The 26,243-nt window shown below is 65.0% G+C and carries 26 protein-coding genes; 16 read left to right on the plus strand and 10 right to left on the minus strand.

The window, feature by feature from the left end:
- The first annotated feature begins 228 nt into the window (after positions 1-228).
- From KZZ07_RS07750 to KZZ07_RS07760, 3 genes are read left to right on the plus strand one after another with little or no spacing between them, the layout of a single operon-like run.
- Positions 229-771 (plus strand): phage tail protein, encoded by a 543-nt coding sequence (locus tag KZZ07_RS07750; RefSeq protein WP_219513311.1) that lies wholly within the window; start codon positions 229-231, stop codon positions 769-771.
- A gap of 28 nt (positions 772-799) precedes the next feature.
- Positions 800-1,285, plus strand: a complete 486-nt coding sequence (locus tag KZZ07_RS07755; RefSeq protein WP_219513312.1) for a DUF6916 family protein — start codon at positions 800-802, stop codon at positions 1,283-1,285.
- Between the two features lie 23 nt (positions 1,286-1,308).
- Positions 1,309-1,776, plus strand: coding sequence for a GNAT family N-acetyltransferase (locus KZZ07_RS07760; RefSeq protein ID WP_219513313.1), 468 nt, complete (start codon positions 1,309-1,311; stop codon positions 1,774-1,776).
- Here KZZ07_RS07760 and KZZ07_RS07765 read toward each other — a convergent pair.
- Positions 1,769-2,065, minus strand: coding sequence for a DUF6916 family protein (locus tag KZZ07_RS07765; protein WP_219513314.1), 297 nt, complete (start codon positions 2,063-2,065; stop codon positions 1,769-1,771). The genes KZZ07_RS07760 and KZZ07_RS07765 overlap by 8 nt on opposite strands.
- A 151-nt stretch (positions 2,066-2,216) precedes the next feature.
- Here KZZ07_RS07765 and KZZ07_RS07770 point away from each other — a divergent pair, with 151 nt between their 5' ends.
- Positions 2,217-3,278 (plus strand): Hint domain-containing protein, encoded by a 1,062-nt coding sequence (locus tag KZZ07_RS07770; protein WP_219513315.1) that lies wholly within the window; start codon positions 2,217-2,219, stop codon positions 3,276-3,278.
- Positions 3,279-3,386: 108 nt separating this feature from the next.
- Complete coding sequence (locus tag KZZ07_RS07775) at positions 3,387-5,219, plus strand: tetratricopeptide repeat-containing sulfotransferase family protein (protein ID WP_219513316.1); 1,833 nt, start codon at positions 3,387-3,389, stop codon at positions 5,217-5,219.
- 12 nt (positions 5,220-5,231) lie between these two features.
- Here KZZ07_RS07775 and KZZ07_RS07780 read toward each other — a convergent pair whose 3' ends face one another.
- The 5 genes from KZZ07_RS07780 to KZZ07_RS07800 all read right to left on the minus strand — a co-directional run bounded on the left by KZZ07_RS07780 (position 5,232) and on the right by KZZ07_RS07800 (position 10,638).
- Positions 5,232-6,746 carry a sugar ABC transporter ATP-binding protein gene (locus tag KZZ07_RS07780; protein ID WP_219513317.1) on the minus strand — a complete coding sequence of 505 codons (1,515 nt, stop codon included), beginning with the start codon at positions 6,744-6,746 and terminating at the stop codon, positions 5,232-5,234.
- On the minus strand, positions 6,743-7,744 hold the full coding sequence (locus KZZ07_RS07785) for an ABC transporter permease (protein ID WP_219513318.1): 1,002 nt from the start codon (positions 7,742-7,744) through the stop codon (positions 6,743-6,745). Before KZZ07_RS07785 ends, KZZ07_RS07780 begins: the two co-directional genes overlap by 4 nt.
- Positions 7,745-7,756: 12 nt before the next feature.
- Positions 7,757-8,731: an ABC transporter permease gene (locus KZZ07_RS07790; protein WP_219513320.1), complete on the minus strand. Its 975-nt coding sequence runs from the start codon at positions 8,729-8,731 to the stop codon at positions 7,757-7,759.
- Between the two features lie 82 nt (positions 8,732-8,813).
- Positions 8,814-9,611: an SDR family oxidoreductase gene (locus KZZ07_RS07795; RefSeq protein WP_219513322.1), complete on the minus strand. Its 798-nt coding sequence runs from the start codon at positions 9,609-9,611 to the stop codon at positions 8,814-8,816.
- 76 nt (positions 9,612-9,687) lie between these two features.
- The gene (locus KZZ07_RS07800; protein ID WP_219513324.1) at positions 9,688-10,638 is read right to left on the minus strand and encodes a sugar ABC transporter substrate-binding protein; all 951 of its coding nucleotides are present in this window, start codon (positions 10,636-10,638) and stop codon (positions 9,688-9,690) included.
- A gap of 294 nt (positions 10,639-10,932) precedes the next feature.
- Here KZZ07_RS07800 and KZZ07_RS07805 point away from each other — a divergent pair, with 294 nt between their 5' ends.
- The 9 genes from KZZ07_RS07805 to KZZ07_RS07845 all read left to right on the plus strand — a co-directional run bounded on the left by KZZ07_RS07805 (position 10,933) and on the right by KZZ07_RS07845 (position 21,142).
- The gene (locus tag KZZ07_RS07805; protein ID WP_219513425.1) at positions 10,933-12,666 is read left to right on the plus strand and encodes an ABC transporter substrate-binding protein; all 1,734 of its coding nucleotides are present in this window, start codon (positions 10,933-10,935) and stop codon (positions 12,664-12,666) included.
- 33 nt (positions 12,667-12,699) lie between these two features.
- Positions 12,700-13,509, plus strand: coding sequence for an SDR family NAD(P)-dependent oxidoreductase (locus KZZ07_RS07810; RefSeq protein ID WP_219513325.1), 810 nt, complete (start codon positions 12,700-12,702; stop codon positions 13,507-13,509).
- A 67-nt stretch (positions 13,510-13,576) separates the two neighbouring features.
- Positions 13,577-14,875, plus strand: a complete 1,299-nt coding sequence (locus KZZ07_RS07815) for a M24 family metallopeptidase (RefSeq protein ID WP_219513326.1) — start codon at positions 13,577-13,579, stop codon at positions 14,873-14,875.
- A gap of 73 nt (positions 14,876-14,948) precedes the next feature.
- Complete coding sequence (locus tag KZZ07_RS07820; protein WP_219513327.1) at positions 14,949-15,944, plus strand: thiamine pyrophosphate-dependent dehydrogenase E1 component subunit alpha; 996 nt, start codon at positions 14,949-14,951, stop codon at positions 15,942-15,944.
- 12 nt (positions 15,945-15,956) lie between these two features.
- A complete protein-coding gene (locus KZZ07_RS07825; RefSeq protein ID WP_219513328.1) occupies positions 15,957-16,952 on the plus strand; it encodes an alpha-ketoacid dehydrogenase subunit beta in 996 nt (331 codons plus the stop codon).
- The gene (locus KZZ07_RS07830) at positions 16,942-18,237 is read left to right on the plus strand and encodes a biotin/lipoyl-containing protein (RefSeq protein ID WP_219513329.1); all 1,296 of its coding nucleotides are present in this window, start codon (positions 16,942-16,944) and stop codon (positions 18,235-18,237) included. The genes KZZ07_RS07825 and KZZ07_RS07830 overlap by 11 nt, the downstream gene beginning before the upstream one ends.
- Positions 18,238-18,252: 15 nt before the next feature.
- Positions 18,253-19,683 (plus strand): NAD-dependent succinate-semialdehyde dehydrogenase, encoded by a 1,431-nt coding sequence (locus KZZ07_RS07835; protein WP_219513330.1) that lies wholly within the window; start codon positions 18,253-18,255, stop codon positions 19,681-19,683.
- Between the two features lie 11 nt (positions 19,684-19,694).
- Positions 19,695-20,573: a 2-oxo acid dehydrogenase subunit E2 gene (locus KZZ07_RS07840; RefSeq protein ID WP_219513331.1), complete on the plus strand. Its 879-nt coding sequence runs from the start codon at positions 19,695-19,697 to the stop codon at positions 20,571-20,573.
- A gap of 173 nt (positions 20,574-20,746) precedes the next feature.
- Positions 20,747-21,142: a hypothetical protein gene (locus KZZ07_RS07845; protein ID WP_219513332.1), complete on the plus strand. Its 396-nt coding sequence runs from the start codon at positions 20,747-20,749 to the stop codon at positions 21,140-21,142.
- A 23-nt stretch (positions 21,143-21,165) separates the two neighbouring features.
- Here KZZ07_RS07845 and KZZ07_RS07850 read toward each other — a convergent pair whose 3' ends face one another.
- Positions 21,166-21,639 carry a M10 family metallopeptidase C-terminal domain-containing protein gene (locus tag KZZ07_RS07850; protein ID WP_219513333.1) on the minus strand — a complete coding sequence of 158 codons (474 nt, stop codon included), beginning with the start codon at positions 21,637-21,639 and terminating at the stop codon, positions 21,166-21,168.
- 267 nt (positions 21,640-21,906) lie between these two features.
- Between KZZ07_RS07850 and KZZ07_RS07855 the strand changes: the two genes are divergently transcribed.
- Positions 21,907-22,281: a hypothetical protein gene (locus KZZ07_RS07855; RefSeq protein ID WP_219513334.1), complete on the plus strand. Its 375-nt coding sequence runs from the start codon at positions 21,907-21,909 to the stop codon at positions 22,279-22,281.
- Positions 22,278-23,135, plus strand: a complete 858-nt coding sequence (locus tag KZZ07_RS07860) for an alpha/beta fold hydrolase (RefSeq protein ID WP_219513335.1) — start codon at positions 22,278-22,280, stop codon at positions 23,133-23,135. Before KZZ07_RS07855 ends, KZZ07_RS07860 begins: the two co-directional genes overlap by 4 nt.
- 5 nt (positions 23,136-23,140) lie before the next feature.
- Here KZZ07_RS07860 and KZZ07_RS07865 read toward each other — a convergent pair whose 3' ends face one another.
- From KZZ07_RS07865 to KZZ07_RS07875, 3 genes are read right to left on the minus strand one after another with little or no spacing between them, the layout of a single operon-like run.
- Positions 23,141-24,043, minus strand: a complete 903-nt coding sequence (locus KZZ07_RS07865; protein ID WP_219513336.1) for a LysR family transcriptional regulator — start codon at positions 24,041-24,043, stop codon at positions 23,141-23,143.
- Positions 24,044-24,098: 55 nt separating this feature from the next.
- Positions 24,099-25,277, minus strand: coding sequence for a muconate/chloromuconate family cycloisomerase (locus KZZ07_RS07870; protein ID WP_219513337.1), 1,179 nt, complete (start codon positions 25,275-25,277; stop codon positions 24,099-24,101).
- A 60-nt stretch (positions 25,278-25,337) separates the two neighbouring features.
- Complete coding sequence (locus KZZ07_RS07875) at positions 25,338-26,207, minus strand: dioxygenase family protein (RefSeq protein ID WP_219513338.1); 870 nt, start codon at positions 26,205-26,207, stop codon at positions 25,338-25,340.
- Positions 26,208-26,243 lie beyond the last annotated feature (36 nt).

The raw sequence follows: 26,243 nt of genomic DNA on the forward strand, positions 1-26,243 counted from the left end.
CGACGGTGCCGGCCCTCAGGCAACCAGCGGCACCGACCGCCGTCATCCCCGGCCCCACGTGAGTTGGCGGTCGGCGGCCCTGCTCACCAGCACCCGCCCCCTGTCCAATACGTGTGGCCGACCCAACCGGCAAAACGCATAGTTGTGTTAAAGCTTTACACAGAGTTGCATTCCCTCCTAGAGTTTCAACCAATTAAAACCACCATCGTAAAACAGGGACATACTCTCATGGCGGATCCATTCCTCGCACAGGTCACGATTTTCGCGGGTAACTTTGCTCCACGCGGCTGGGCGTTCTGCGACGGGCAGCTGCTGCCCATCAGCCAGTACAGTGCACTTTTCTCGCTCCTGGGCACCATCTACGGCGGCGACGGCCGCACGACCTTTGCCCTGCCCGACCTGCGTGGCCGGATGCCGATCGGCCCCCGCCACGGTCCCGGGCTTTCCGACTATCGCGAAGGCCAGAAGGGCGGTGCCGAGACCCGGACCCTGACCATCGCCAACATGCCGTCGCACAATCACAGTGCCACGGCCCAGATGCGGGCCGAGAGCCGCAGCGGATCGGTTTCCGATCCGTCCGGCAACATCCTGGCCGGGGGCACCAACATCTTCCGGCCCAACTCGCCGTCCGAAGATGTCGTCATGGATCCGGCATCGGTGAGCGTCGCGGTTCAGAACAATGGCGGACAGCAGTCCTTCAACATCATGAACCCCTATCTCGCGATCAACTATATCATCGCGCTTCAGGGCATCTTCCCCTCGCGCAGCTGAACCGGACCGGAACAGAAAGGAGAACGCCATGAGTGTTCTGTTGACAGTCTCGCGCCGGGCCGTGCTGGCGGGCAAGGCCGCACTGGCCGGGCTCGCAGCCCTGCCGGGCGCCGCATTTGCGCGCGGCGACGCCACGGGGCCTGACACCCTGCACGGCGGACCGGCAGCAACGGCCTCCGGCGCGCTGCGCCCGCCGCGCTGGCACGACGCCACCGCCGAGGAATTGATGCCGCTGATCGGCGACAGGTTCCGGATCTCCACATCCCAGCATGGCGACCTGGTGTTGCGGCTCAAGGCGGTGGAAGCCGGCCATTCGGGTATGGACCGTCCCGGGCACCTGCCCCGCCGCGAAAGCGTGACAGCCGTTTTCGACAGTCCTGACAGCGCGCCGCTGGTGAGCGATGGCGACGGGTTGCACCGGGTCTGGCATCCGCGCATGGGCGCCGCCGAGCTCTACATGACCGCCGTACCGCGCCGTTCGGGCGGTGCCGATATCGAGATCGTGCTGAACTGAGCGGGATCACGCAAGAACCCCGATTGCGCCCGGTCCGCGATGCGGACCGGGCCTTTCTGCTGCGCCTCTACACGGAAACGCGCGAGGACCTGGCCGCCCTGCCCCTACCGCCTCCGGCGCTGACACAGATGCTGGAACTGCAATTCGACGCGCAGGCACAGTCCTACGCGCAGAGCTATCCTGACCACAGCTGGGACATCATCCAGATGCAAGGCACCCCTGTGGGCCAATTTCGGGTCCTGCGCGCGCCGGGTGAAATCCGTGTCATCGACCTGTCGCTTGTGGCCGGGATCCGTGGCCAGGGCATCGGCAGCCACCTCTTGCACATCCTTCAGCAAGAGGCCCGCACCGCCGCCTTGCCGCTGAGATTGAGCGTCGAACACGGCAACACCCGCGCCCGGGCTCTCTACCAGCGGTTGGGCTTTGCCCCCGGCGCGGACCTGGGGGTGCATCTGGCGATGGAATGGTCCCCGCAGGATGCCCCTAGCTGAAGTTGATCTCGTAGCGCGTCTCGTCCCCGACCTGCGCGAAAGGCGAGAGGAACAGCGCCGTCTCTCCAAGACCGGGCAGCGACATCGGCCAGGCCCCCTGCTCCAGAATGGGCGCAACAGGCCCGACAAGGGTCAGTGTGAAAGGCGCGCGCATGCCCTCCTCCGGGGCATCGCCCCTGGGCTCGACCCGCGTGATCCGCAGCTCGATCGAACCTTCGGTCGTTGTCACCGTGACCGGCTCTCCGATCAGCGGTTCAAAACTCTCAGGCGTCAGCGTGGCAATGTCCATGTCGGGGCGGCTCCGGGGTCAAAGGCGAATACACTCCTGTTCTTGCAACCTTATGGGGGCTTTTCAAGCGTCCCGGAACCGCATAATAATACGGGAATAAAAGAACCCGTAATCTCTTATAAATTGTTGCTCGAAACAGAAGGTGGATCTGATGGCGGTATTCGATTTCAACGACGGCGGCGCGCTTGTCGCCTCGAACGGGGCGACCCCCAGCATCACCTTCGACGAAGAAGGGATCACCTTTGTCCTGAGTTCGGCAGCCGGGAACCCGGGCACGGAAACCGTGGCCTATGCTCCCAACTCGCTCGCACAGCTGAGCCTCTCCGATTTCGCCACAGGCGGTGCCTTTACGCTGAACGTCGCCGGGACGGAGCCGAACCAGTATTTCTCGGGCAACGGGCTGCAATTCACCATCGGCACCTACCTGTCCGGAACCTGGAACATCACCTTTGTCGCGGTCGATCCGAACAACGGCAACGCGCTTCTGCCCGGCAGCAACTATGTCGTCACCAACGCGAACGCCTCGAGCCAGGTCATCACGGTGCCGGACAGCGGGACCGTCTATTCCCAAATCCGGTTCACCGCCAGCAATCCCGGCACCAACACGATCACCATCGACAACCTAACCGCCAACCTGCTGTGCTTCCTCGAAGGCACGATGATCGCGACGCCCGAGGGCGAAAAAGCCGTTCAGGATCTGCGCGCGGGCGACCGGGTGCTGACCGCCGATGGCGGGATCAGCACCGTGCAATGGCTGGGTGAACAACCGGTGGAGACCTCGTTGTCCAATCCCTCCAAGGTCAACCCGATCCGCATCCGCGCCGGCGCCCTGGCCGAGAACGTGCCGGCACGCGACCTGCTGGTGTCGCCCGATCACGCCATCGGCATCGACGGCTACCTGGTGAACGCCTCCGCGCTCATCAACGGCAGCAGCATCACGCGCGAGGCGCGGATGCCCACGGACGGCTTCACCTATTTCCACGTCGAGACCGGCACGCATGAACTGCTGCTGGCCGAAGGCTGCGCGGCGGAAAGCTATGTCGATTTCATCGGTCGGGACGGGTTCGTGAACGGCGCCGAACGCACCGAGGCACCGGCGATCCCGGAAATGGCCGCGCCGCGCATCTCGGCCGCGCGCCACCTGCCGCCCGCGCTTCGCGATGCCCTGGCCCGGCGAGCCGAGGCGCTTGGCCTGCTGTCCCGCGCCGCCTGAGCCGACCGGGACCTGCCCCGCTTGCGACCAAGTCACCGACGGCCCGCGGAGTGATCTCCCCGGGCCGTTTTTCCTTGCCCCGCCCCTGACAGAAAGCCCAGCCGCCCCATGACCCGGACCGCCGCGCCAACCGATGCCGCCGCCCTGGAGGCCGTCAACGCCGAATTGGCCCGCATCTCCCGCCACCAGAACGCCGGGCGGTTCACCGAGGCCGGCGCGGCACTGGAAACCCTGTTGGACCAATACCCCGGCCATCCCCGGCTGATCCATCTCAAGGCGCTGAACCTGGCCCAATCGGGAGACGCACAGGCCGGAATGACGTTGTTGCAGGAGGTGGTTGCCCATCAGCCCGACGACGCGGTGGCGCTGGTCGACTTGGGGACGCTGCTGGCGCAGGCCGGTCGCATGGAAGAAGCGCGCGCGCAGTTCGAAGCCGCCGTCGAAGCGGCGCCGAACTATGCCCTGGCCCAGGCGAACCTCGGCGCGGCGCTTGTTCTGGCCGAGGACTATGCCCGCGCCATTCCCCGCCTGGAGCGCGCCATCGCGCTGGACGGGTCGGTACTGGACCTGCATCTGAACCTCGCACAGGCCTACCTGCGCACTGGCAACATCCAACATTCGGTGGATGCGCTGTTCCGGGCGTTGGCCGTCGATCCCCAATCGGTCGCGGTGCATGTGAACCTCGCAGCCGCGCTCTATCGCCGGGAGCGCCATGAAACCGCCGAACATCACGCAAGGCGCGCCATCGAACTGGCCCCGCGGACTGGCGAGGCCTGGCTGCACCTTGGCAATATCCTCGCCGCTTCGGGCCGCATGGACCAGGCCGCCGAGGCGCTGACGACCGCCGCCCGACTGCCGGGCATGGGCCTGTCGGCGCTGGCGCGGCTGGTCCACCTGCGCAAGACCCGCGTCGACAGCCCAGAGTGGACGAACCTACAGACCCTGGCGGACCAGGCGGACACCCTGCCGGACGAGGCGCGCGCCACGCTGGAATTCGCCCTGGGCAAGGGGTTTGACGACCTCGGAGAACACGGCACGGCCTTTGCGCATTATGCCGAAGGCAACCGCCTGACGCGGAAGGCCCATCCCTATGACCGTCAGCCCCAAACCGAACGGGCCGAGCGGATGCGCAGCCTTGTGACGCCGGCGCTGCTGGACCGCCACGCGGGCGCCGGGCTGCGCGGCGTCGCCCCGATCTTTGTCTGCGGTATGCCCCGGTCCGGCACAACTTTGATGGAACAGATGCTGTCGCGTCACCCGGAGGTTCAGGCCGGGGGCGAGATGCTCGCCGCACAGCGGTCGTTCCAGTCCAGCCCCCACTTGCGCGCAGTCCTGGAGGAACGCGAACCGGACGACAGCCTGACGGATGACGATTTCACCAAGCTGGGCGAAGAATACCAGGCCTTCCTGCACCGCGAGGGCCTGCGCAGCCGCCGCGTGACGGACAAGCTGCCGGGGAACCAGCTTTATGTCGGCCTGCTGGCGCTGGCGCTGCCAGAGGCGAAGTTCCTGGTCATGCGGCGGCACCCGCTGGATTGCCTGTTGTCGAACTGGGTGCAGAACTTTGGGCACAACCAACCGGTTTCGACCGACCTTGTGGACCTGGCCGAGGCCTACCGACAGTTCGACCTGAACGCGAAACGCTGGACCGCCCTGCTCCCGGATCGCGTCCGAGACGTGTCCTACGAGGCGTTGGTGGCCGATCCCGAGGGCATGGCGCGGGACGTGCTGGATTTTCTCGGCCTCGACTGGTCATCGCAGGTGCTGGATCACACGGCCTCGTCACGGCAGGTCAACACCGCCTCGGTGGCGCAGGTGCGCGAACCGGTCTACGGCACCTCGGTTGCACGCTGGCGCCGCTACGGGGCACATCTGCGCCCACTGGCAGAGGCCCTGGGCGATCTCCTGACAGAGGAAGAGCGCGCCGCCTGCGGGCTTTGATCAGGTGGCGCGCTAGGCCACCTGCCCCTCGGCCCCGATGCCGGAAATCGCCTGGATCAGGTTGTCTTCCGTCACCTCGTCCGAGGAAAAGGTGCGCATGATCCGGCCCGAGTACATGGCGATGATCCGGTCGCTGACGTGCAGCACCTCGGGCATTTCCGAAGAGATGACGATCACTGCATAGCCCTGCGCCGCCAGTTCGCGGATCAGGTTGTGGATCTCTGACTTGCTGCCGACGTCGATGCCCCGTGTCGGTTCATCCACGATCAGCACATTGGGGTGCATCGACAGCCATTTTCCGATCACGATCTTCTGCTGGTTGCCACCCGACAGGTTGCCCACGGTCTGTTTCCAGCCCGGTGTCCGGATGTCCAGCTTGTCCCGGTACTGGTCAAAGATCGCGATCTCCGACCCTTCGGCAACGAAGGGCCCCGCTTTCAGGTCATCCACCTGCGGCAGGGTCATGTTGTCCCGACAGTTCATGCCCAGGACCAGCCCCTGCCCCTTGCGGTCCTCCGGCACCAGAGAAATTCCCTTGGCGATGGCATCGACCGGCGAATGAATCCGCACCTCTTCGCCATCCATCAGGATCGTGCCCGCCGACGGATCGCGCAGGCCGAACAGGGTTTCCGCGATCTCGGTGCGACCGGCACCGACAAGGCCATAGAACCCCACGACTTCGCCGCGGCGCACCTCAAAGCTGACATCCTGGTAAAGCTTGCCACAGCTCAACCCGCGCACTTCCAGCGCGACGTCGCCCAACTCATGGTGGCTTTCGTTCCGCGACAGGTCGAGCTTGCGCCCGATCATCATCTGGGTCACGCCTTCCTCGTTGGTTTCGGCGGTGACGACCGTACCCTGATACTGCCCGTCGCGCAGAACGCTGATCCGGTCGGTAATCTTGAAGATCTCCTCCATCCGGTGCGAGATATAGGCAATGCCCACGCCCTGTGCCTGCAAGTCCGAGATCACCTCGAAGAGAACCACCTTTTCCGCATCGGTCAATGAGGCGGTAGGCTCGTCGAAGATCACCGCCTTTGCATCCACGGTCAGCGCCCGGGCGATCTCGACCATCTGCTGATTGGCGATGGACAGGTCGCCGACGCGGGTCTTGGCACTGAACCCGACCTTGAGCTTTTCGAGGATCACGTTGGTCTTGGCCTCCAGCTTGGCCCAGTCGACCAGCCCGAACCGCTTGCGCGGCAATTCACCAAGATAGATGTTCTCGGCCACGCTCAGTTCCTCGGCCAGGCTGAGTTCCTGGTGGATGAACACGATGCCCTTTGCCTTCGCGTCCAGCGGACCGTTCATGACAACCGGCTGCTCATCGACGAAGATCTTGCCTTCGTTGGGCTGGTGAATGCCGCCAAGCACCTTCATCAGGGTGGATTTCCCGGCGCCGTTTTCCCCCATGAGGGCATGAACCTCGCCCGGCATGATGGACAACGACACACCATCGAGGGCCCGCACACCGGGAAATGTCTTTACGATGTCTTCCAGTCGCAGAACCGGGATTTTCTGGGTCATACCTTCAACTCCTCTTTGCCCTTGAGGTTCAGCTGTCGGTCCAGGAAGAGAACCGCGATCAGGATCAGGCCGATCACAAGGTTGACGGTTTCGGTATCCGCGCCGATGTGGGACAGCCCCTTGCGCAAGAGCTGGATCGCCAGCACCCCGCCAAAGGTCGAGACGATCGACCCCGCACCGCCGGTCAGCTTGGTGCCGCCAAGGACAACGGCCGTGATGACCCAAAGCTCGTAGAGCTCGCCGTCATTGGGATTGACCGACCCGCTTTCGGAGTAGAACACCACCGCCGACAGGGCCGCCAGGAAGCCGATGATCATGAAGTTGATCATCATGTGCGGTCCCACCTTGATCCCGGCATTGACCGCCGCCTCGCGGTTGTCGCCGATGGCATAGGCGTTGCGACCATGCACCGTGCGGTTCATCAGGAACCAGACCCCGGCGGTGACCGCGACCAGGAACCATGTCGCCGTGTGGATGCCCAGGAACTGCGCCTCGGCGAAATCCACCAGCGTCCAGTTCAGGTGGCTGGTGGGCTGTTCGCCGTTGTACATGAAGACCAGCCCGCGATAGCCCAGCATCGACCCCAGGGTGACGATGAAGGCATCGACCCCGGTTTTCCAGACGACCAACCCGTTCAGCGCCCCCAAGAGCGTGCCCGTGGCCAGCGCCGCCAGCCAGGCCATCGGGATCGCCCAGTCGCCCATGCCGCCGAAGATCGGCCATGTCATGCTGTCCAGCAGGACGATGGCGCTGAGCGCGTAGGTTGCGCCCACCGACAGGTCGATGTTGCCATTGACCATGATGATCGTCATGCCCATCGCGATGATCCCGATCGGCGCAGACTGCTTGAACAGCAACAGCATGTTGTCGAGATCCATGAAGGCCTTTTCGCTGAGCGACAGGAATTCGCCCGCCACGGTGAAGAAGACCAGTTCCAGAGCGATGAAGCCCCAGATGGCGCCGCGCTTCAGGAAGCTGCTGAGTGTACCTGCTTGCATGATCTCTTCTCCTCAGGCGATGGGCGACCAGAGGCGGCCGCGCTTGGCCGCGATATCCAGCCAGACGGCAAGAATGATGATAACCCAGGTCACGACGTACTGGACGTAGAACTGCAATCCGACCAGCAGCAGCCCGTTCTGGATGAATCCCAGGATCAGGACACCGATCACCGTCTTGAAGATGGTCCCCGACCCGCCCATCAACGAGGCGCCGCCAAGGATGACCGCCGCCAGCACCTCCAGCTCCAGCCCCTGCCCCACGGTGTTTTGCGACCCGAGAGAGCGGCTGGCCTGGATCAGCCCGGCGGTGGCGACGCAGAAGGCCGAGACAAGGTAGCATGTAAAGACAACGCGGGCGCGGGGAATGCCCGAGAATGTGGCGGCGGTTCCGTTGCCGCCCACGGCATAGACCTTGCGGCCAAAGGGCGTCTTGGCCAGTCCGATGCCAAGGATCGAGGCCAGCAGCGCAAAGAGGATGATGGGCACCGGGATGCCTATCATCTCGCCCTGCCCGAAGACGCTGAACCAGGTGCCTTCCTTGTCGGCGATGTCCATGTTCTGGCCGCCGGAATAGGTCAGGGTCAGCCCGTGGATGGCCGAAAGCATCCCAAGGGTGACGATCAGAGAGTTGAGCTTCAGGTATCCCACGAGGAAGCCGATGAAGGCCCCCAGGCAAAGCGTCATGGCGAACATCGCCGGGATTGCCAGTGTCGGGCCGATCTTGTCGTGCAGGTCCAGCACCACGATGGTCGAAAAGGACATCATCGACCCCACCGAGAGGTCGAGGTTGCCGCTGATGACGACAAAGGTCACCCCCAGCGCCATGACCCCCAGGATGGCCGAAGAGCGCACGACCCCCATGATGTTGTCCGGATCGAGAAAGCGCCCGTTGGCGAGCGAAAAGCCGATCATGAACAATGCGAAAGCGATGAGAATGCCCTGACGGGCAAGCTGCCCCCCCAGGTCTCTCTTGATGATGTGAGCCATTGCTCCCCCCTCTTGCCCCAATGCGGACCCATCACGGAGACCTAGCGCCCCGCGACCGTTCCGCCTCCCTCCGGGGCGTCGTTCAAACCAGTGTCATGCCGCCGTCGATCATCACGATCTGGCCGGTCATGTAGTCGCTCTCCTTGGAGGCCAGGAACGTAGTCGTTCCGGTCACGTCCGCCGGCGTGGCGACGCGGCCTTTCAGGATCACCGAGGAAAACTCCTCCATCGCCTGGCCCGGACTCTGGGCCGCACCGATGTCCATCAGGTCGCGGTCCACCTGTTCCCACATTTCGGTCGCGACGACGCCCGGCGCAAAACCCGTGACGGTGATGTCATGCCTGGCCAGGTCGCGGGCCCCGGATTGCGTCAGCGCAACCACCCCCCATTTCGACGCGCAATAGGGCGCGACGTTGTCATAGCCCTGCCGGCTGGCGACAGACGCCGTGTTGATGATCTTGCCGAAAGACCCCTGCCGGATGAACTGCTTGGCGGCTTCCTGCATGCCGATCAGGCATCCAAGCCCGTTCACCCCCATGACAAAGTTCCAGTTCTCCTCGGTCACGTCGAGGAAATTCATCGGCTTGTTGACGCCGGCGTTGTTGAACTTGACGTCCAGCTTGCCGAAAGCATCCACGGTGTGGGCGATCATGGCCTGGACGGTGGCCCTATCGGTCACGTCGACCGGCGCATGGATCGCGCGCCCGCCGGCGGCGGAGGCCCTCTTCTGGCTGGCCTCGGCAACCTCGGCCACCTTGCCCGCGTTGATATCGGCAAAACAAACGTCGGCCCCTTCGTCCAGAAGGGCCTCGCCGATGGCGCGTCCAATCCCCTGGGCGGCGCCTGTGACAATGCAGGATCGTCCGGACACACGGCCCATGTCGACCTCCCAACCATTTCCTGTAGGCAACTGTCAGGCCCGGGCACGCCGCGGCGTGCCCGGAACAGGGTCGGTCTCAGAAGACCGGCTTGGTGAAATCGCCCATGTTGTCCTGGGTGATCTTCGGCGTGTCGAAGTAGTTGAGGAAAGGCACGTCGTCACCGTTCAGCACGTCGAGCGCGGTCTTGAGCGCGGCCTCGGCGTCATCCACGGGCGACTGGTAGATCGAGCCCCAGTATTCGCCGCGTTCCATCGCCTCGTATCCGACGGCAAAGTTGGTGGCGCCGACAAAGATGATGCCGTCGCGGCCTGCGGCCTTGGCGGCGTTCAGCGCGCCGACACCCATGTTGTCATCCCCGGCATAAACGCCGTCGATGTCGTCGTACTTGACCAGGAAGGCCTCCATGACCTTTTGCGACTTTTCGCGGTTCCAGTCGCCCGGCTGCTTGTCGATCTGGGTCACGTTCGGGCAGACCTCGGGCAGACGGTCGTCAAAGCCCTTGGCGCGTTCGATCGCGGTGGTATAGCCCGGCTGCCCGGTGATATGGACCACCTTGGCCTCGTTCTCGATGCCCATTTCCTTGAACTTGTCGCACATGATCTCTGCGGCCCGGGCGCCCTGGGTGATATTGTCGGGACCCGAGAAGGACGCAACGAAATCGAACCCCGCGTCGGCGATGTTCGAATTGGTCACGATGACCGGAATGCCGGCCTTGTGGGCCTTGCGCACCGCCGGGATCACGGCCTCGCCGTTGGTCGGCCAGATGATGATCGCGTCGACCGCCTGCTGGATCAGGTCTTCCATCTGGGCGATCTGGCGGGCGACGTCGCCACCTCCGTCCAGCACGACGACCTCGACGTTGGGATTGGCCTCGGCCGCGGCGATAAAGGCCTTTTCATAGGTGGTCTGGTAGCTGTCCACACCGACGTTGTTCTGGGTGATGCCGATCCTGTAGGTCTCGGCCTGTACAGCCCCGGAAAATGCAACCGTGGCTGCAGTCGCGGCGAGAACGGTACGAAGTTTCATCTGGGTCTCCTCCCGAATTGTCAATTCTTGTCCGATTCCCCACCTCCCGGGGGAATCGTCATCCGGCGCACCGGACGACTGGGACTGAATGTGGGGCTTTTGCCCGCCCCGGACCCCGGCAAAAATATCCAGTTTGAATATTGTGAAGTCCAGATTGGATAAAATGGCTGTACGCTGACCCCCACAATTTGAACATCTTGCGGAGGAGAAGCGATGCGCCATCCAGGGCCATCCAATTTGAACAATTCTGCGACAGGCGCAGAGGGCAAGGCACGAGAGGCCGCGAACCGACCGATGAACGCGATGGACGGACATACCGAAGACCGGATGCAGTCCCAGCTGGCCACGGGCGAGATGTTGCACATCCTGGCCTATCTCGAAGAATGCGAGAACGAGCGCGAAACCACCATCGAACTCAGCGCTCCGAACCCGATCTTTCGCATGGCGATGCACCTGATCAAGGGCCACCTCGAGGCCAAGATCACCACGCCGACATCACTCATCGCAGCCTCGAACGTGCCCTATGCCACCGCGAACCGGCGTCTGAAGGAGATGATAGATGCCGGGCTGATCGACCAGCGCCCGCGCACCAAGACCGGCAAGAGTTTCTCGATGCATCCCAGCGAAAAGCTGCTGGACCAGTGGGCGCGGCTTTCGGGGCGGGTGCGGCGGCTGACGGAAACCTATTTCGGCGCTGACAAGGGGGCCGCCGAGGACCGCGACTATTATTTCGGCGGCTCCTACATGACCACGCGGTCGATCCAGCCGATCCAGATCCTGCCCGAACCCCTGAAGATCCCCGGCGGCATCCGCGTGCTGGTGCATGGCGACCCGACCTTCATGGTCATGGAAAACCTCAAGCGGCAGTTCGAACAGGTGATCGGCACCGGCATCCACCAACGCGCGTTTTCCATCGACCGGCTGCGCGAAGAGGCCCTGCGGAACGCCGAACGCAAGGCCAGCCGGTACGACATCATCGCGCTGGACCTGCCCTGGGTGGGCGAATTCGCCTCCAGGGGTGTTCTGATGCCGCTGGACGACGCGATGGATGTCGAGCGGCTGGACCCGGCGGATTTCCACACCGCCGGCTGGAAGGCGACCCATTGGGGCGGACGGCCCTATGGTGTGCCCGCCCAGACCACGCCGGAGCTGCTGTTCTATCGCAAGGATCTGTTCGCGGATGCCGGCCTGGAACCGCCCGCCAACACCGAGCAGCTGCTGAAGGCCGCACGCCACATGCACGACCCGCAGAAGGGCCGCTATGGCATCGCCTGGAACGCGGCACGCGGCACGGCGCTGGGACATACCTTTCTGATGACGCTGGCCGATTTCGGCCAACCGGTGCTGGACCTGCCAGAGGTGGCGGGTGGCTTTGACACAGACGATCTGGCCACACGCCGGTATCGGATCACCATCGACACCGACAAGGGGCTCATGGCCGCGGAATACCTGCTAGAGCTCTTGCGCTATTCCCCGCCCGACATCCTGTCCATGTCCTGGTACGAACGGGTCCGGCCCTTCGCAGCGGGCAAGATCGCGATGGCCTACGGTTATACGCTGCTGGCGCCCTACTTTGAACTGGACCCGTCCTCGCCCGCCTTCGGCCAGACCGGCTATCTGCCGCATCCGCACGGGCCCGGTGCCGCGAACGTGGCGCCCGTTGGCGGCTATGTCATGGGCATACCCGCCAATATCGCGCCCGACCGCCTGCCCGCCGCCGCCGAGGCGCTGCGCGTCTTTACCAGCGCCGAGGCACAGAAGCTTTACGTTCAGAACGGCAGCCGCACCAACCCGCGCTATTCCGTCGCCGCCGATGCCGAGGTGCGCCGCGCCTCGCCCATCTTCGAGGCGGTGGACGCCATGTCCTGGCGCGACGAGCTGCAGTTCTGGCCGCGACCGCCGGTGCCCCAGATCACCGGGATCATCCAGGTCTGCGGCGAGGAATTCCACGACATGCTGCGCGGTCTGATCCCCCCGCGCGAGGCGTTGCAACGGGCCCAGCAAAGGGCCGAGGCGCTGTTTGCATGACGCGGGACAACATGATCCGAGGAGGAGAGACTCATGGACCCCAACCGCCTGAAGGGCAAGAACATCCTGATCACCGGCGCCGCGCGCGGCATGGGTGCCGCCAATGCCGAAGCCTTTGCCGCCCAGGGCGCCAACGTCTGCCTGGGCGACCTTGACGGCGACGCCGCGCAGGACATGGCCGCCAAGATCAACGCGGCAGGAAACGGCACGGCCATCGGCGTCAGGATGGACGTGACCAAGCGCGAGGACAACGCCGCTGCCGTTGCCGCAACGGTCGAGGCCTTCGGCTCGATCAATGTCGGCCTGTTCAACGCCGGCCTCAACAAGCCCCGGTTCTTCATGGATATCGACGAAGACAATTGGGACATGATCATGAACGTGAACACCAAGGCGATGTGGCTGGGCATGCAGGAAACCGCCCGCCAGATGATCGCACAGGGCCCGATGGAGGATCACCCTTACAAGATCATCAACGTCGGCAGCATCGCCTCGCGCAAACCGCTGGTCGATGTGACCGTCTATTGCACCTCGAAATACGGCTGCCTTGCGCTGACCCATTGCGGCGCACTGGGGCTGGCCGAGCACAATATCACCGTCAACGGCTATGCGCCCGGCGTCGTGGTCACGCCGCTGTGGGAGCAACTGGACAAGGACCTTGTCGATATCGGCTTCAAGCAGCGCGAAGGACAGGCCTACGATGACATTGTCCGCGACGCCCTGCAGATCAAGCGCGTCTCCTATCCCAAGGACATCACCGGCACCGCATCCTTCCTTGCCAGTGACGACAGCGACTACATGACGGGCCAGATGGTCCATGTCGACGGCGGTTGGTGCATCCAGTAACGCCACCCTTTTCCAGCAATTTTCACCCTGATGAACGGGCCGCCCGCGCGACCCGAAGGAGCCACTCATGTCACGCGCCCTGATGCCGAACCTGCTGACCCCCAAGGACCTTGAACCCAACTGGGAATGGCGCGAACGCCTGCCCGCCTGGGGACACACCTCGGTGGATTTCGAACGTCGGATCGACCATGACCGCCTGCGCCGCTATCGCCTGGCCCGCACGCGCCAATCGCTGCAGAACTCGCAGGCCGGGTCGCTGCTGCTCTTCGACGTGAACAACATTCGCTACGTCACCGCCACCAAGATCGGCGAATGGGAGCGGGACAAGATGTGCCGCTTCTGCCTGCTCACCGGGGACGACAGCCCCTATGTCTGGGATTTCGGCTCCGCCGCGGTGCACCACAAGCGGCACTCCGACTGGCTGGAGCCCGATCACTGCCTGGCCGGCGTGGTCGGCATGCGCGGCACCATCCCGCCCGATTTCGGCCTGATGCAGAAATACGCCAAGATGATCGCCCAGCTGATCAAGGATGCGGGCATGGCAGGCATGCCGGTGGGGGTCGATTACGCCGAAACCGCGATGTTCCACGCCCTCAAGGAAGAGGGCATCAACGTGGTCGACGGCCAGCAGATCATGCTGGCGGCGCGCGAGATCAAGAACTGGGACGAGATCCAGCTGCTGACCCAGGCGGCCAGCATGGTCGATGGCGTCTACCACATGATCTACGAAGAGCTGAAGCCGGGCGTGCGTGAGAACGATATCGTCGCCCTGTCCAACAAGATGCTCTACGAGATGGGCTCGGACGACGTCGAGGCGATCAACGCCATCTCTGGCGAACGCTGCAACCCGCATCCGCACAACTTCACCGACCGGCTGATCCGGCCCGGGGACCAGGCGTTCTTTGACATTCTGCAGTCGTACCAGGGCTATCGCACCTGCTACTACCGCACCTTCAACGTGGGCCGCGCGACGCCGTCGCAGAACGACGCCTACGTGAAGGCGCGGGAATGGATCGACGCCTCCATCGCGATGATCAAGCCGGGCGTGACCACCGACAAGGTGGCCGCGGTCTGGCCGACGGCGGAATCGCTCGGCTTCCCGAATGAGGATGCCGCCTTTGGCCTGCAGTTCGGCCACGGCCTGGGGCTTGCGCTGCACGAACGCCCGATCATCAGCCGCGCGATTAGCCTGGATCACCCGATGGAGATCAAGACCGGCATGGTCTTTGCGCTGGAAACCTACTGCCCGGCGACGGACGGCTATTCGGCCGCCCGGATCGAAGAGGAAGTGGTGGTGACGGAAACCGGCTGCGAGGTGATCAGCCTCTTCCCCGCCGAAGACCTGCCCATCGCCAACCGTTATTGAGGCGCGGCGGGGCAAACCCCGCCCTACGGGTTCACGTAGGGCGGGGTTCACCCCGCCGTCCCCGGAGGACATCATGGCCGACACCAAGACAAACACCGAAGACTACCTGCGCATGTACCGCCAGATGGTGCGCATCCGCACCTTCGAGGACAACGCGAACCAGCTTTACCTTTCGGCCAAGATGCCGGGGCTGACGCATATGTATTCCGGCGAAGAGGCGGTCGCCGTGGGCATCTGCGAGGCGCTGACTGACGATGACCGCATCACCTCGACCCATCGTGGCCACGGCCATTGCGTCGCCAAGGGCGCCAATTTCAAGGAGATGTTCTGCGAACTCCTGGGGAAAGAGGAAGGCTATTGCCGGGGCAAGGGTGGCTCGATGCATATTGCCGACCAGGGCCACGGCAACCTGGGCGCCAATGCCATCGTCGGTGGCTCAATGGGCATCGCGACCGGATCGGCGCTTCGGGCCAAGCTGCAGGGCGCGGACGACGTGACCGTCTGTTTCTTTGGTGACGGGGCCACGGCACAGGGGCTGCTCTACGAGGTCATGAACATGGCCGCGCTGTGGCACCTGCCGGTGATCTACGCGTGTGAGAACAACGGCTATTCCGAGTATACGCGCACCGACGAGATCGCCGCCGGGTCGATCACCGCGCGGGCCGAGGCCTTTGGCATCGAGGCGCATCAGGTCGATGGGCAGGACGTGCTGGCGGTCAACGACCTGACGCAGAAACTGGTCGCACGGGCCCGCAAGGGCGAAGGCCCCTTCTTCGTCGAACTGATGACCTATCGCTATCACGGGCACCATGTCGGCGACATCAACCGCGAATACTACCGTTCCAAGGACGAGGAAAAGGACTGGCGCGAGAACCGCGACCCGATCACCCGGTTCCGGGCCTGGCTGGTCAGCGAGGGCATCGCGAGCGAGGACGAGATCGAGGCGATGAATGCCGAGATCGCAGAGGATGCCTCTGCCGCCGTCGATTACGCGCTGGCGGCGAAATACCCCGATGTGTCCGAAGTGGACATGCATGTCTTTACCGACATCGAACACGCCTGCGCCTGAGGGAGAAGAGAGATGCGAAACATCACACTGTCGCAGGCCGTCAACGAGGCCCTGGCCGAGGAAATGCGCCGCGACGACACCGTCTTCATCATCGGCGAGGACGTGGCCGAGGCCGGTACGCCCTTCAAGGTGCTGTCCGGCCTTGTCGAGGAATTCGGCACGGACCGCGTGATCGACACACCCATCGCCGAACCCGGCTTCATGGGACTGGCCGTGGGCGCCGCCCTGACCGGCGCGCGGCCCGTTGTCGATCTCATGTTCGGCGATTTCATCTTCCTGATCATGGACCAGCTCTGCAACCAGGCGGCCAAGGCGCACTACATGTCGGGCGGCAAGCTGAAGGTGCCGCTGGTGCTGCGCACCAACCTGGGCGCCACTCGGCGCTCGGCCGCCCAGCACTCACAGTCGCTGCATGCATTGGTTGCCCATATCCCGGGACTGAAGGTTGCAATGCCATCCTCCGCCTACGAGGCCAAGGGCCTGATGAAGAGTGCCATCCGCGACGACAACCCGGTGGTGATCTTCGAAGACAAGCTGATGTACAACGACAAGGCGCCCGTCCCCGAAGAGGACTTCCTGATCCCGCTGGGCCAGGCGAATGTCCTTCGCGAGGGGCGCGACATCACCTTGATCGGCACCTCCTCGATGGTTCAGGTCTGCCAGAAGGCCGCCGAGATCCTGTCGGGCGAAGGCATCGACGCCGAGGTCATCGACCCGCGCACCATCGTGCCGCTGGACGAGGCGACGCTGCTGGCCTCCGCGAAAAAGACCAGCCGCGTCATCGTCGTGGACGAGGGTCACCAGAGCTTTGGCATCACCGGGGAAATCGCCAGCCGGATCAACGAAAAGGCCTTTTACCACCTCGACGCCCCGGCACTGCGGATGGGGGCGATGGACGTGCCCGTGCCTTTCTCGCCGGCGCTCGAGGATATCACCGTGCCGACGCCCGAAGGCGTGGCCGAAAACGCGCGCCGGCTGATGTCGGGGGAGATGATCCATGCGGCATGACGTCATCATGCCCGCCCTGGGCATGGCGCAGGACAGCGGCCTGATCGTCGCCTGGCACAAGGCGGCGGGCGATGCGGTGGCCAAGGGCGATGTCCTCTTCGAGGTCGAAACCGACAAGGCGACGATGGAGGTCGAGGCCCAGGCCGACGGTTTCCTGAACGGCGTGCGCGCGCAGGCGGGCGAAGAGGTGCCCGTGGGCAACGTGATCGCCGTGATCGGCGACAGCGCCGAGGAGGTGCCCCACGACGCCCCCGGCGAGGCCGCGCCGGGGGACAACGACAGCCCGACGGAAACCGATGCCATACCGGAGGGCGCGGGCGTGATCATGCCCGCCCTGGGCATGGCACAGGACAGTGGATTGATCGTCGCCTGGCACAAGGCGCCGGGCGATGCCGTTGCCTCCACGGATATCCTCTTCGAGGTCGAAACCGACAAGTCCACGGTCGAGGTCGAGGCCGGGCATGATGGCTATCTTGCCGCCGTGCTGGCCGAGGCGGGCGAAGAGGCGCCGGTGGGGGAAACCATTGCCGTGATCTCTGCCGAGAAACCTGCGGCCCCGGTCCGGAGAAGCCGGTCCGGAGCGACGGCCCCGGCCCCTGCCGCCCCACCCACGACCCCGGCCCCCGAGCCCGAGAAACCCGCGCCCCGTACCGCTGCCGCGCCACAAGCGCGGGCAGACGGGCGCATCCTGGCCTCACCCAAGGCGCGACGGCTGGCACTGGAACAGGGGTTGGATCTGAACCGCCTCGTGGCGGCGGGGCACCCGCAACCCTATCATGTGGCGGACCTGGAGGTGCTGCGTGCCCTCCCCGATGAAGCGGCGACAGCCCCGGCGCAGGCCACGCGGCACCTGACGGCGGATCTGCCGGACGAAGGGTTCACGGAGTTTGCTGCCTGGGCCGCCGCCGAGGCGGGCCTGACAGATACCAACGCCCTGCTGGCGGGTCTTGCAGCCGCCAGCCTTGACCACGACACCACCACCATCCGTGTCGAAACCGAGGCAAATGCCACCACCTACCATGTCCCCGCCGGGCCTCTGGGTGGGATCACCCGGGCGGACACCGATGTGCCCGTTGACCTGACCCTGCGCGACCTGCGCCAGACCCGGATCAGCAGCCTTGTCCTTGGGGCCGAAGCCCAGCCGGTCCTGACCCTGACCGCGCATGCAAGCGGCCTCACCCTCACCCTGGAATGCACCGGAGACGCGCTGACCGCGCCGCAGGCCATCGCCCTGCTCTCCGGTTTCGCGGGCCGGATGGAGCAACCGCTCCGCCACCTGCTCTGACGCATGGAGACCCTCATGGAATTCACCAATCTTTATATCAACGGCACATGGCGCGAGGGCGCGGACCAGGAGCGGTTCGAGGTGATCAACCCCGCCACCGAAGCCCCCCTCGCCACCGTGGCCTCTGCCGGGATCGCCGATGCGGATGCGGCACTGGATGCCGCCGAGACGGCCATGAAGGACTGGGCCGCCCGCACCCCGCGCCAGCGCTCAGAGGTTCTGCGCAAGGCATGGGAGCTGATGACCGCGCGGCTCGATCACTTTGCCCATCTCATCACGCTCGAAAACGGCAAGGCCCGCGCCGACGCGATGGGCGAGGCGACCTATGCCGCCGAGTTCTTTCGCTGGTTCGCCGAAGAGGCCGTGCGCGCGGACGGGATGATCACCCATGCGCCCGCCAGCGGCGCGCGGATCATGGTCCAGCACAAGCCCGCCGGGCTGGCGGTGCTGGTCACACCCTGGAACTACCCGGCGGCGATGGGCACGCGCAAGATCGCCCCGGCCCTGGCTGCGGGCTGTGCCGTCATCATCAAGCCCGCCTCGGAAACGCCACTGACGATGCTGGCGCTGATGCCGCTTCTGGAAGAGGCCGGCGTGCCGCCCGGGCTGGTCAATGTCCTGCCCTCGAAACGCACCGGCGCGCTGGTCGATCACATGCTGCACGATCCGCGTGTCCGCGTGGTCAGCTTTACCGGCTCGACCGGGGTCGGGCGCAAGCTGCTGCACTCTGCCGCCGACCAGGTGCTGAAACCGGCGATGGAACTGGGCGGCAACGCGCCGCTGATCGTCTTTGACGATGCCGATCTCGATGTGGCTGTCGAGGGCACGATGCTGGCCAAGATGCGCAACCTGGGCGAGGCCTGCACCGCCGCCAACCGCATCTATGTCCACGAAAACGTCGCGGCGGAGTTCACCCGCCGCCTGTCCGCCGCCATGAGCGCGCTGAAACTGGGCGACGGCACCGATCCCTCAGTCGATGTCGGCCCGCTGGTCAATGCCGAAACCCGCGACAAGGTGGCCGCCTTCGTCGCCGATGCCGTCGCCAAAGGCGCGCGGATCGAATGTGGCGGCGAGGCGCCCGAGGGACCGGGCTATTACTACCCGCCCACGGTCCTTTCGAACGTGCCGGAGACCGCCGACTGCGTCCATGACGAGATCTTTGGCCCCGTGGCCGCGCTGCAAACCTTTACCGACCAGGACGAGGTGATCCGCCGCGCGAACGACACCGAATACGGGCTTGTCGCCTATGTGTTTTCCGAGGATTTCAAACGCGCCCTGCAGGTCTGCGAGCGGCTGGATTACGGCATGGTCGGTCTGAACCGCGGGCTGGTCTCGGACCCGGCGGCGCCCTTTGGCGGCACCAAGCAATCCGGCCTTGGCCGCGAAGGCGGGCACGAAGGCATGCTGGAGTTCATGGAAACCCAGTACATCTCGGCAAGCTGGTAAAGGGGACAGGAATGACCAATGTGATCGCAGCCCCTTCGGTACGTACGCTTGCCGGGGAAAAGGGGATCGACCTGGAGAAACTGGCCCGCGACTTGGGCCGGACCACCATCGCGCGCGAGGATCTGGAACGGGAGGCCCCGGCGCCCGCGCCCGCCGGGAACAGCGCCTACTGGGAGGTGGATCACGGCCAGTATGGCCCGGTCGAGGAAGAGCCGATGAGCCGCATGGGCCAGGTCGCGGCAGCCAATCTTGCCGCCGCCAACAGCCTGATCCCGCAGGTCACGCACCATGACCGGGCCGAGATCGGCGCGCTGGAGGCCTTCCGCAAAACCCTGCGCTCAGAGGCGCAGGCGCGGGGCGTCAAGCTGACCTCGCTGGCCTTTCACGTCAAGGCTCTGGCCCGTGCCCTGCGGGAGTTTCCCCGCTTCAACGCCTCGCTCAGCGCCGATGGCAAGCGACTGATCCTCAAGGACTATGTCCATGTCGGCATCGCCGTGGACACCGCACAGGGGCTGCTGGTGCCGGTGATCCGGAACGCGGACAAGAAGGGGCTCTGGCAGATCGCGGCCGAGATCTCCGATCTCGCCGCGCGGGCGCAGGACCGCAAGCTGGGGCCCGCCGACATGGGCGGCGCCTCGATGACGATTTCCTCACTGGGTGGGATCGGCGGCATCGGCTTCACCCCCATCGTCAACCCGCCTGAACTGGCCATCCTGGGGATCACGCGGATCGAGACTGCGACAGCCTGGGACGGCGACAGCCCCCGCCCGGTTCAGATGCTGCCGCTGGACCTGAGTTATGACCACCGGGTCATCAATGGCGCGGATGCCGCGCGCTTCATGGCCTGCCTGGTGCGGCTGCTCTCCGATCCCCGGCACATGATGATCTGACCCCTATCCCGACGGATAGGCCTCCTCTCCCTTCACGACCGGTGCCCGTCCGGATGTCTGGATGCCCCGATGTGCCGCCACATGGTACAGCAGGTCAGAGGCCAGAACGGCAGCTCATGAGCGGACCGCTCACACGGCAAAACGCCGGTTTGCCAAAGACCATGAGGTGAGAGATGACTGTTGTCCTGGATACCGACCCGATCCTTCAAGAAGAGGCCCCGTTGAAGAATGCCCTTTTTGTCATTCTGCTGGATGCCGTCGGCGTTGCCGGTATCACGCTGGGGGCGCATGCAACCGGCATGAGCTGGGGCTGGTCACTGGCCGTGGGCATCGCCGCCGGAGCGGTCGCAACCATGGTCAGTGTTTCCATCCTGATCGCCCTGCTGCCCGTCGCTTCTCTGCGGGCCATCCTGCCCTGGCACAGGCCGACCGAGGATGAGGTCCGGCGCACCTGGGCCATCGACCTCTGGGACGCGGACGCCGAGATCGAGCGCCTGCAGGCCCGTGCAAGGCGGGCGGCCCGGACGACCGGCCCCGAAGCAGCGGCGCCCCTGCGCGCCGCCGCCTAGTCCCGCCCGGCGAAGGCGACCGGTCAGAGCGTGAAGTCATCCGCCGTCAGACCGGTGACATTGGCCACGCGGATCTCTGCATCGACCAACCCGCTTCCGTCGATATCGAACTGCACGATGGTCCAGCCGGCGGACGTCTCGACCAGGCGCAGCTCGGGGTTGCCCGAGGGGGCAAAGGCCCTGGTGCCGCGGAACTCGAAGACACCGGGGGCTAGGCCGGCAACCGCGATCAGGTCGACACCCCGCTCGAAGTCGAGGATCTGATTCCGGGTCGCGCCCGGCGCGGTGTTGGCCGCCGCACGGAACACGACATGGTCCGCGCCCTCGCCCCCGGTCCGGAACTCGCCTCCCGCACCCCCGGCAAGCTCATCCTCCCCCGCACGGCCGCGCAGGATGTCGTTGCCCGAACCGCCGTCCAGCGTGTCCGCGCCATCGCCGCCGTCAAGGTTGTCGGCGCCATCCTGACCGACCAGCGTGTCATCGGCTGAGGAATTCACGCTGTTGGGTAGAATGATAGACCTGATATCAATTCCTTTTTTCACTCTTCAAACACAGCACTGGCCCGCCATCGGAAACGAAAATGCCTCGGTCGGAAGTGATGTGCGGATGGCCCATCCGCCCCAGTGCTCTGGGAAATGGCCAATGCTGTTTTCGCCTTGGGGCAAAGCGGTTCGGCCACCCCCGGTATCGCGCCATACCGCGGCCAGCATTGCCTTCTCCCCGCCAAGGTCCGACATAGTCGCAAACGGCAGAGGAGGGTCACGATGCAGGACAAACTGGAACACATGCGACAAGAGCTGGCCGCGCGGCCCGATCTCTTGCGCCTGGGTGCGCTCTTCTCGGAAACCGTGCTGCTGGAAGTGGACGCGGCGGAATACTACCTGAGCTTCGACAAGGGCCAGCTGGCCGAGATCACCCCCGGACCCAGCCGCAAGACCCCCTGGCGCTTTGCCCTGCGCACCGATGCCGAGGTGCTGGCCGCCTTCTGGGAACCGCTCCCTCGCCCGGGCTTTCACGACATCTTTGGCCTGGTCAAAATCGGGCGTGCGCGGATCGACGGAGACATCCTGATGCTGGTCAAGAACCTGCGCTTCTTCAAGGAGTTCCTGGCCCTCGGACGGGTGGAGGTGGCAGCATGAGCATCGAGGCCATCACCGGGCGCTATGTCACCGTGACCATCGCCGGCCGCCCCCAGCGGATCTATTTCGAAGAGGCCGGACAGGGCACACCCGTCCTGTGCCTGCACACGGCAGGCGCCGACACGCGCCAGTGGCGCCATCTGATGACCGACACAGGCGTGACCGACACCCATCGCCTGATCGCCTTCGACATGCCCTGGCACGGCAAGTCCCTGCCGCCCGAGGGGTTCGAGCGCGAGGAATACCTGCTGACGACAGAGACCTATATCGACACCGTTCTGGCCCTCATGGAGGCGCTGGGTCTGGACCGACCGATCCTTGCCGGCTGTTCGATGGGCGGGCGCATCGCGCTGCAACTGGCGGCGCTGCATGGCGAGCGGTTTGGCGGCTTCATCGCCATCGAGGCCTCGGACTTTCAACCGGCCTGGTATGACATCGACTGGTTCGACCGGCCCGACGCCCACGGCGGGCAGATGGGGGCCGCGCTGGTCTCGGCCAATATCTCTCCTCATGCGCCCAAATCAGAGCGCTGGAACACGCTGTGGATGTTCATGATGAGCGGTCCCGGCGTCTTTCGCGGCGACCTGAGCTTTTACACCCGCGACGACAGTCTGATCGGACGGCTGGACCGGATCGACACGGCGCGCACGCCGGTGCACCTGCTGGTCGGCGCCTATGATCTGACCTGCACACCAGAGGATGCCCGCCGAACGGCCGATTCCATCCCCGGCGCCACGATAGAGGTCATGGAAGAGCTGGGCCATTTCCCGATGAGCGAACATCCCGAGGGCTTTCGCCCCTTCTTCGTCGATGCGCTGGCCCGCATGAAGGCCCGGCAGACCGACGCCGCCTGATCCCCTCAGCCCGCATCGGTCCGGACCCTGCGCGCGAATTTCTGCGCCAGGGTCTGGAAGTTGCGGGTATGCACCCCCTGGTTATCGCCGCGCACGGCAAAGGAAATCGCCGTCCCGGGGTTGAACCCCTCGTAGTTTCGAAACACCACCCCATGCCGGTCCGATTGCGAAACCGAACGCGGCACGACAGAGATCCCCACCCCGACCGAAACCAGCGACACCGCCGTCTGGTAATCCTGCGCCAGCACCTCGGCGGCGGGAATGAACCCTTCTTTCTTGCAGATCTCGATGATGTGGTCGGCAAAGCTGGGCCTCGGGCGACGCGGATACAGGACGAATGTCTCGCGCTTGAGCTCTGCAAGGGCGATGCGGTCCTGCCGGGCGAGGTCGGATTCCGCCGGAACGGCCAGGATCAGCGGTTCTTCATGGATCGGGAAACAGCGGATCTCGTCGTCCTCCAGTGCCGGGCGGGCAAAGGCCACGTCGATCTGGCGTTCGATCAGGGCGGTCTTCAGCTCGGCGTTGTTCATCGCCGAGAGCGCCAGTTCGATATCGGGGTAAAGGTTGCGGAACTCGCGGATCAACTCGGGCAGGACACCGTGACTGGCCGACCCGATAAAGGCGATGCGCAACCGGCCCGCCGCGCCCTCTCCGATGCGGCGCACCTCGCGTTCGGCCTGTTCCATGCGGTCGAGGATGTCGCGCGCGCGGGTCAGCAGCGCGTCCCCCGCCTGAGTGCGCCGGATAGCGCTGCGCGACCGGTCGAACAGCGTGACGCCCAGTTCCGCCTCCAGCTGGGCGATCTGGCGGCTCAGCGGCGGTTGGGCGATGCCCAGCCGCGTGGCGGCGCGGCCAAAGTGCAGTTCCTCGGCCACGGCCACGAAATAAGTCAGACGCTTGAAGTCCACGGCACTCCCCCCTTGGACCGTCATCATCGGCCCGGCGGGGCGTGCCGACAAGGGATCATCCGGCGCGCACCGCCTCGCGCAGGCGGTCCTCGTCCAGGTGCACGCCCAGGCCCGGCCCCTCGGGCAGGCACAGTTCAAAGTTCTCGAATTTCAGCGGATCTCTCACGATCTCGGAGACATGCAGGCGCGGGCCGAAATGCTCGCAGCCCCAGTGCAGGCGCGGCAGGCTGGCAAAGACCGCCAGATGCGCCGCCGCCCCGATGGACCCTTCGAGAAGGCATCCGCCATACAGCTCCATCCCCGAGGCCTCGGCCACACGCGCGGCCTGCCCCAGCGCCATCAGCCCGCCGCTCTTGACCAGTTTCAGCGAATAGACGCTGCCGCAGCCCATGTTGCCCGCCCGCGCGATTTCACGGTGGGTAAAGGCGGCCTCGTCCACCATCAGCGGAATCGGGCTCAGCGCCGCGACCCGGGCCATGCCCTCGAAATCATCGCCCGGCAGGGGCTGTTCGATCAGGTCCACCCCCAGTTCCTGCAGCTGCGGCAGGTAGCGGCGGAAGGTGGCCTCGGTCCAGCCCTGGTTCACATCGACCACCAGCCGCCGCATCCCCGGCACGCCTTCGCGCAGATGTGTCAGGCGGCGCATGTCCTCTTCGGGACTGGCAAACCCCAGCTTGATCTTGAAATCCCGGTGTTCGCGGCGGGCCAGCTTGTCTTGCGCCTCGGCCACCTCCTGATCGGCATCGCCCGAGGCCAGCGCCCAGAGCACCGGCACCCGCGACCGCAGCGCACCGCCAAAGAGCGTGGCCAGCGGCACATCCAGCGTGCGGGCCAGCGCGTCGAAAATGGCGGTTTCCAAAGCGCCCTTGGCGGAATTGTTGCGAAAGGCCGCACGTCCCATGCGCGCCGCCGCCTCTGCCGGGTTCGATGCGGAACAGCCCTCCAGCGCGGGGGCCAGATAGCGCAGGATCACCGCCTGGATGGATTCCACCGACTCCTCGGCCCAACGGGGCCCGCCCAGCACCGCCGCCTCGCCGATCCCCTCGATGCCGTTTTCCAGCCGCACCCGGACCAGCACGAATTCCCGGGTCGAGAACTCGGTGTTGGACAGGCGGTGCTTGCGGATGCTGGGCAGGGCCAGGATCTCGGCCCGGATCTCGCGGATGGCCGTCTCGTGGGCCAGGTCGCGCCCGGCGGCAAGAGTGTCGACGATCTGGGCAGCGGTTTGCGCCATTTCAGGTTCCTTCTACTGGCAAGAAACGGGCGCTCCGCAGAGCGCCCGAGGTGGGGAGGATCATTCGGCGGCAACCGCCTTGACCGCAGCCGCCGGTTTCAGGCGGAAATCGAACTGCATGACCAGATCCGTATCCGCGCCTTCGGGCGCCGGGGTCATGTCGCCGATCAGGCTTTCCTTGACCGCAAAGACCGCATCGTTGTCCAGGAAATCGGTCTCGCTGTCGTAGATCTGGCTGATGAGCGGCTTGTAGCCCTCTTTCGAGATCATGAAGTGGATGTGCCCGGGCCGCATCGGGTGGTGGCCCATGTAATTGAGCAGCTCACCCGCCGCGCCGTCATAGGGGATCGGATAGGGTTCCGGACGCAGGCCCACGAATTCATAGCTGCCATCGGCATCCGTGACGAAACGGCCGCGCAGGTTGTAGTCCGGCTGGTCCGGGTCCTGCTGTTCGTAAAGCCCGTTCGGCGCGTCCTCCCAGACGTCGATCTGCACACCCTCGATCGGGTTTCCGGCAACATCCACGATCCGGCCAGAGACGCGCACCGTCTTCTGGTTGTCGAAATCCTTCTGGATGATGCTGGCGCCCTTGGGCAGAACCGGAGGATTTTCTCGGTAGAACGGTCCCAGAACGGTGGATTCGCTTTCGCCATCCGTCACCGCGTTGTCCAGCATGTCCACCAGCACCTCGACCCCGAGGATGTCGCTGATCAGGATGAATTCGTTGCGTGCCTCGCTGGAAATCTCGCCCGCGCGGCGCATCCATTCGCAGCCTTCCAGCCACTCGCCATGTGTCAGGTTCACCTCCTTGGCGAAGGCGTGAAAATGCTTGATCGCCGCCACCATGATCTCGCGGTTGCGGTCGGGGATGTCGGGCTTCATCGCCCCGGTGACGGCATCGGTGATGTTGTCGAGTGAGATATTACGCATGTCGGTCCTCCCATTGCGTGATGATAGTCATAGTCC

This window comes from Mameliella sp. CS4 (assembly GCF_019392335.1).
GTDB lineage: Bacteria > Pseudomonadota > Alphaproteobacteria > Rhodobacterales > Rhodobacteraceae > Antarctobacter.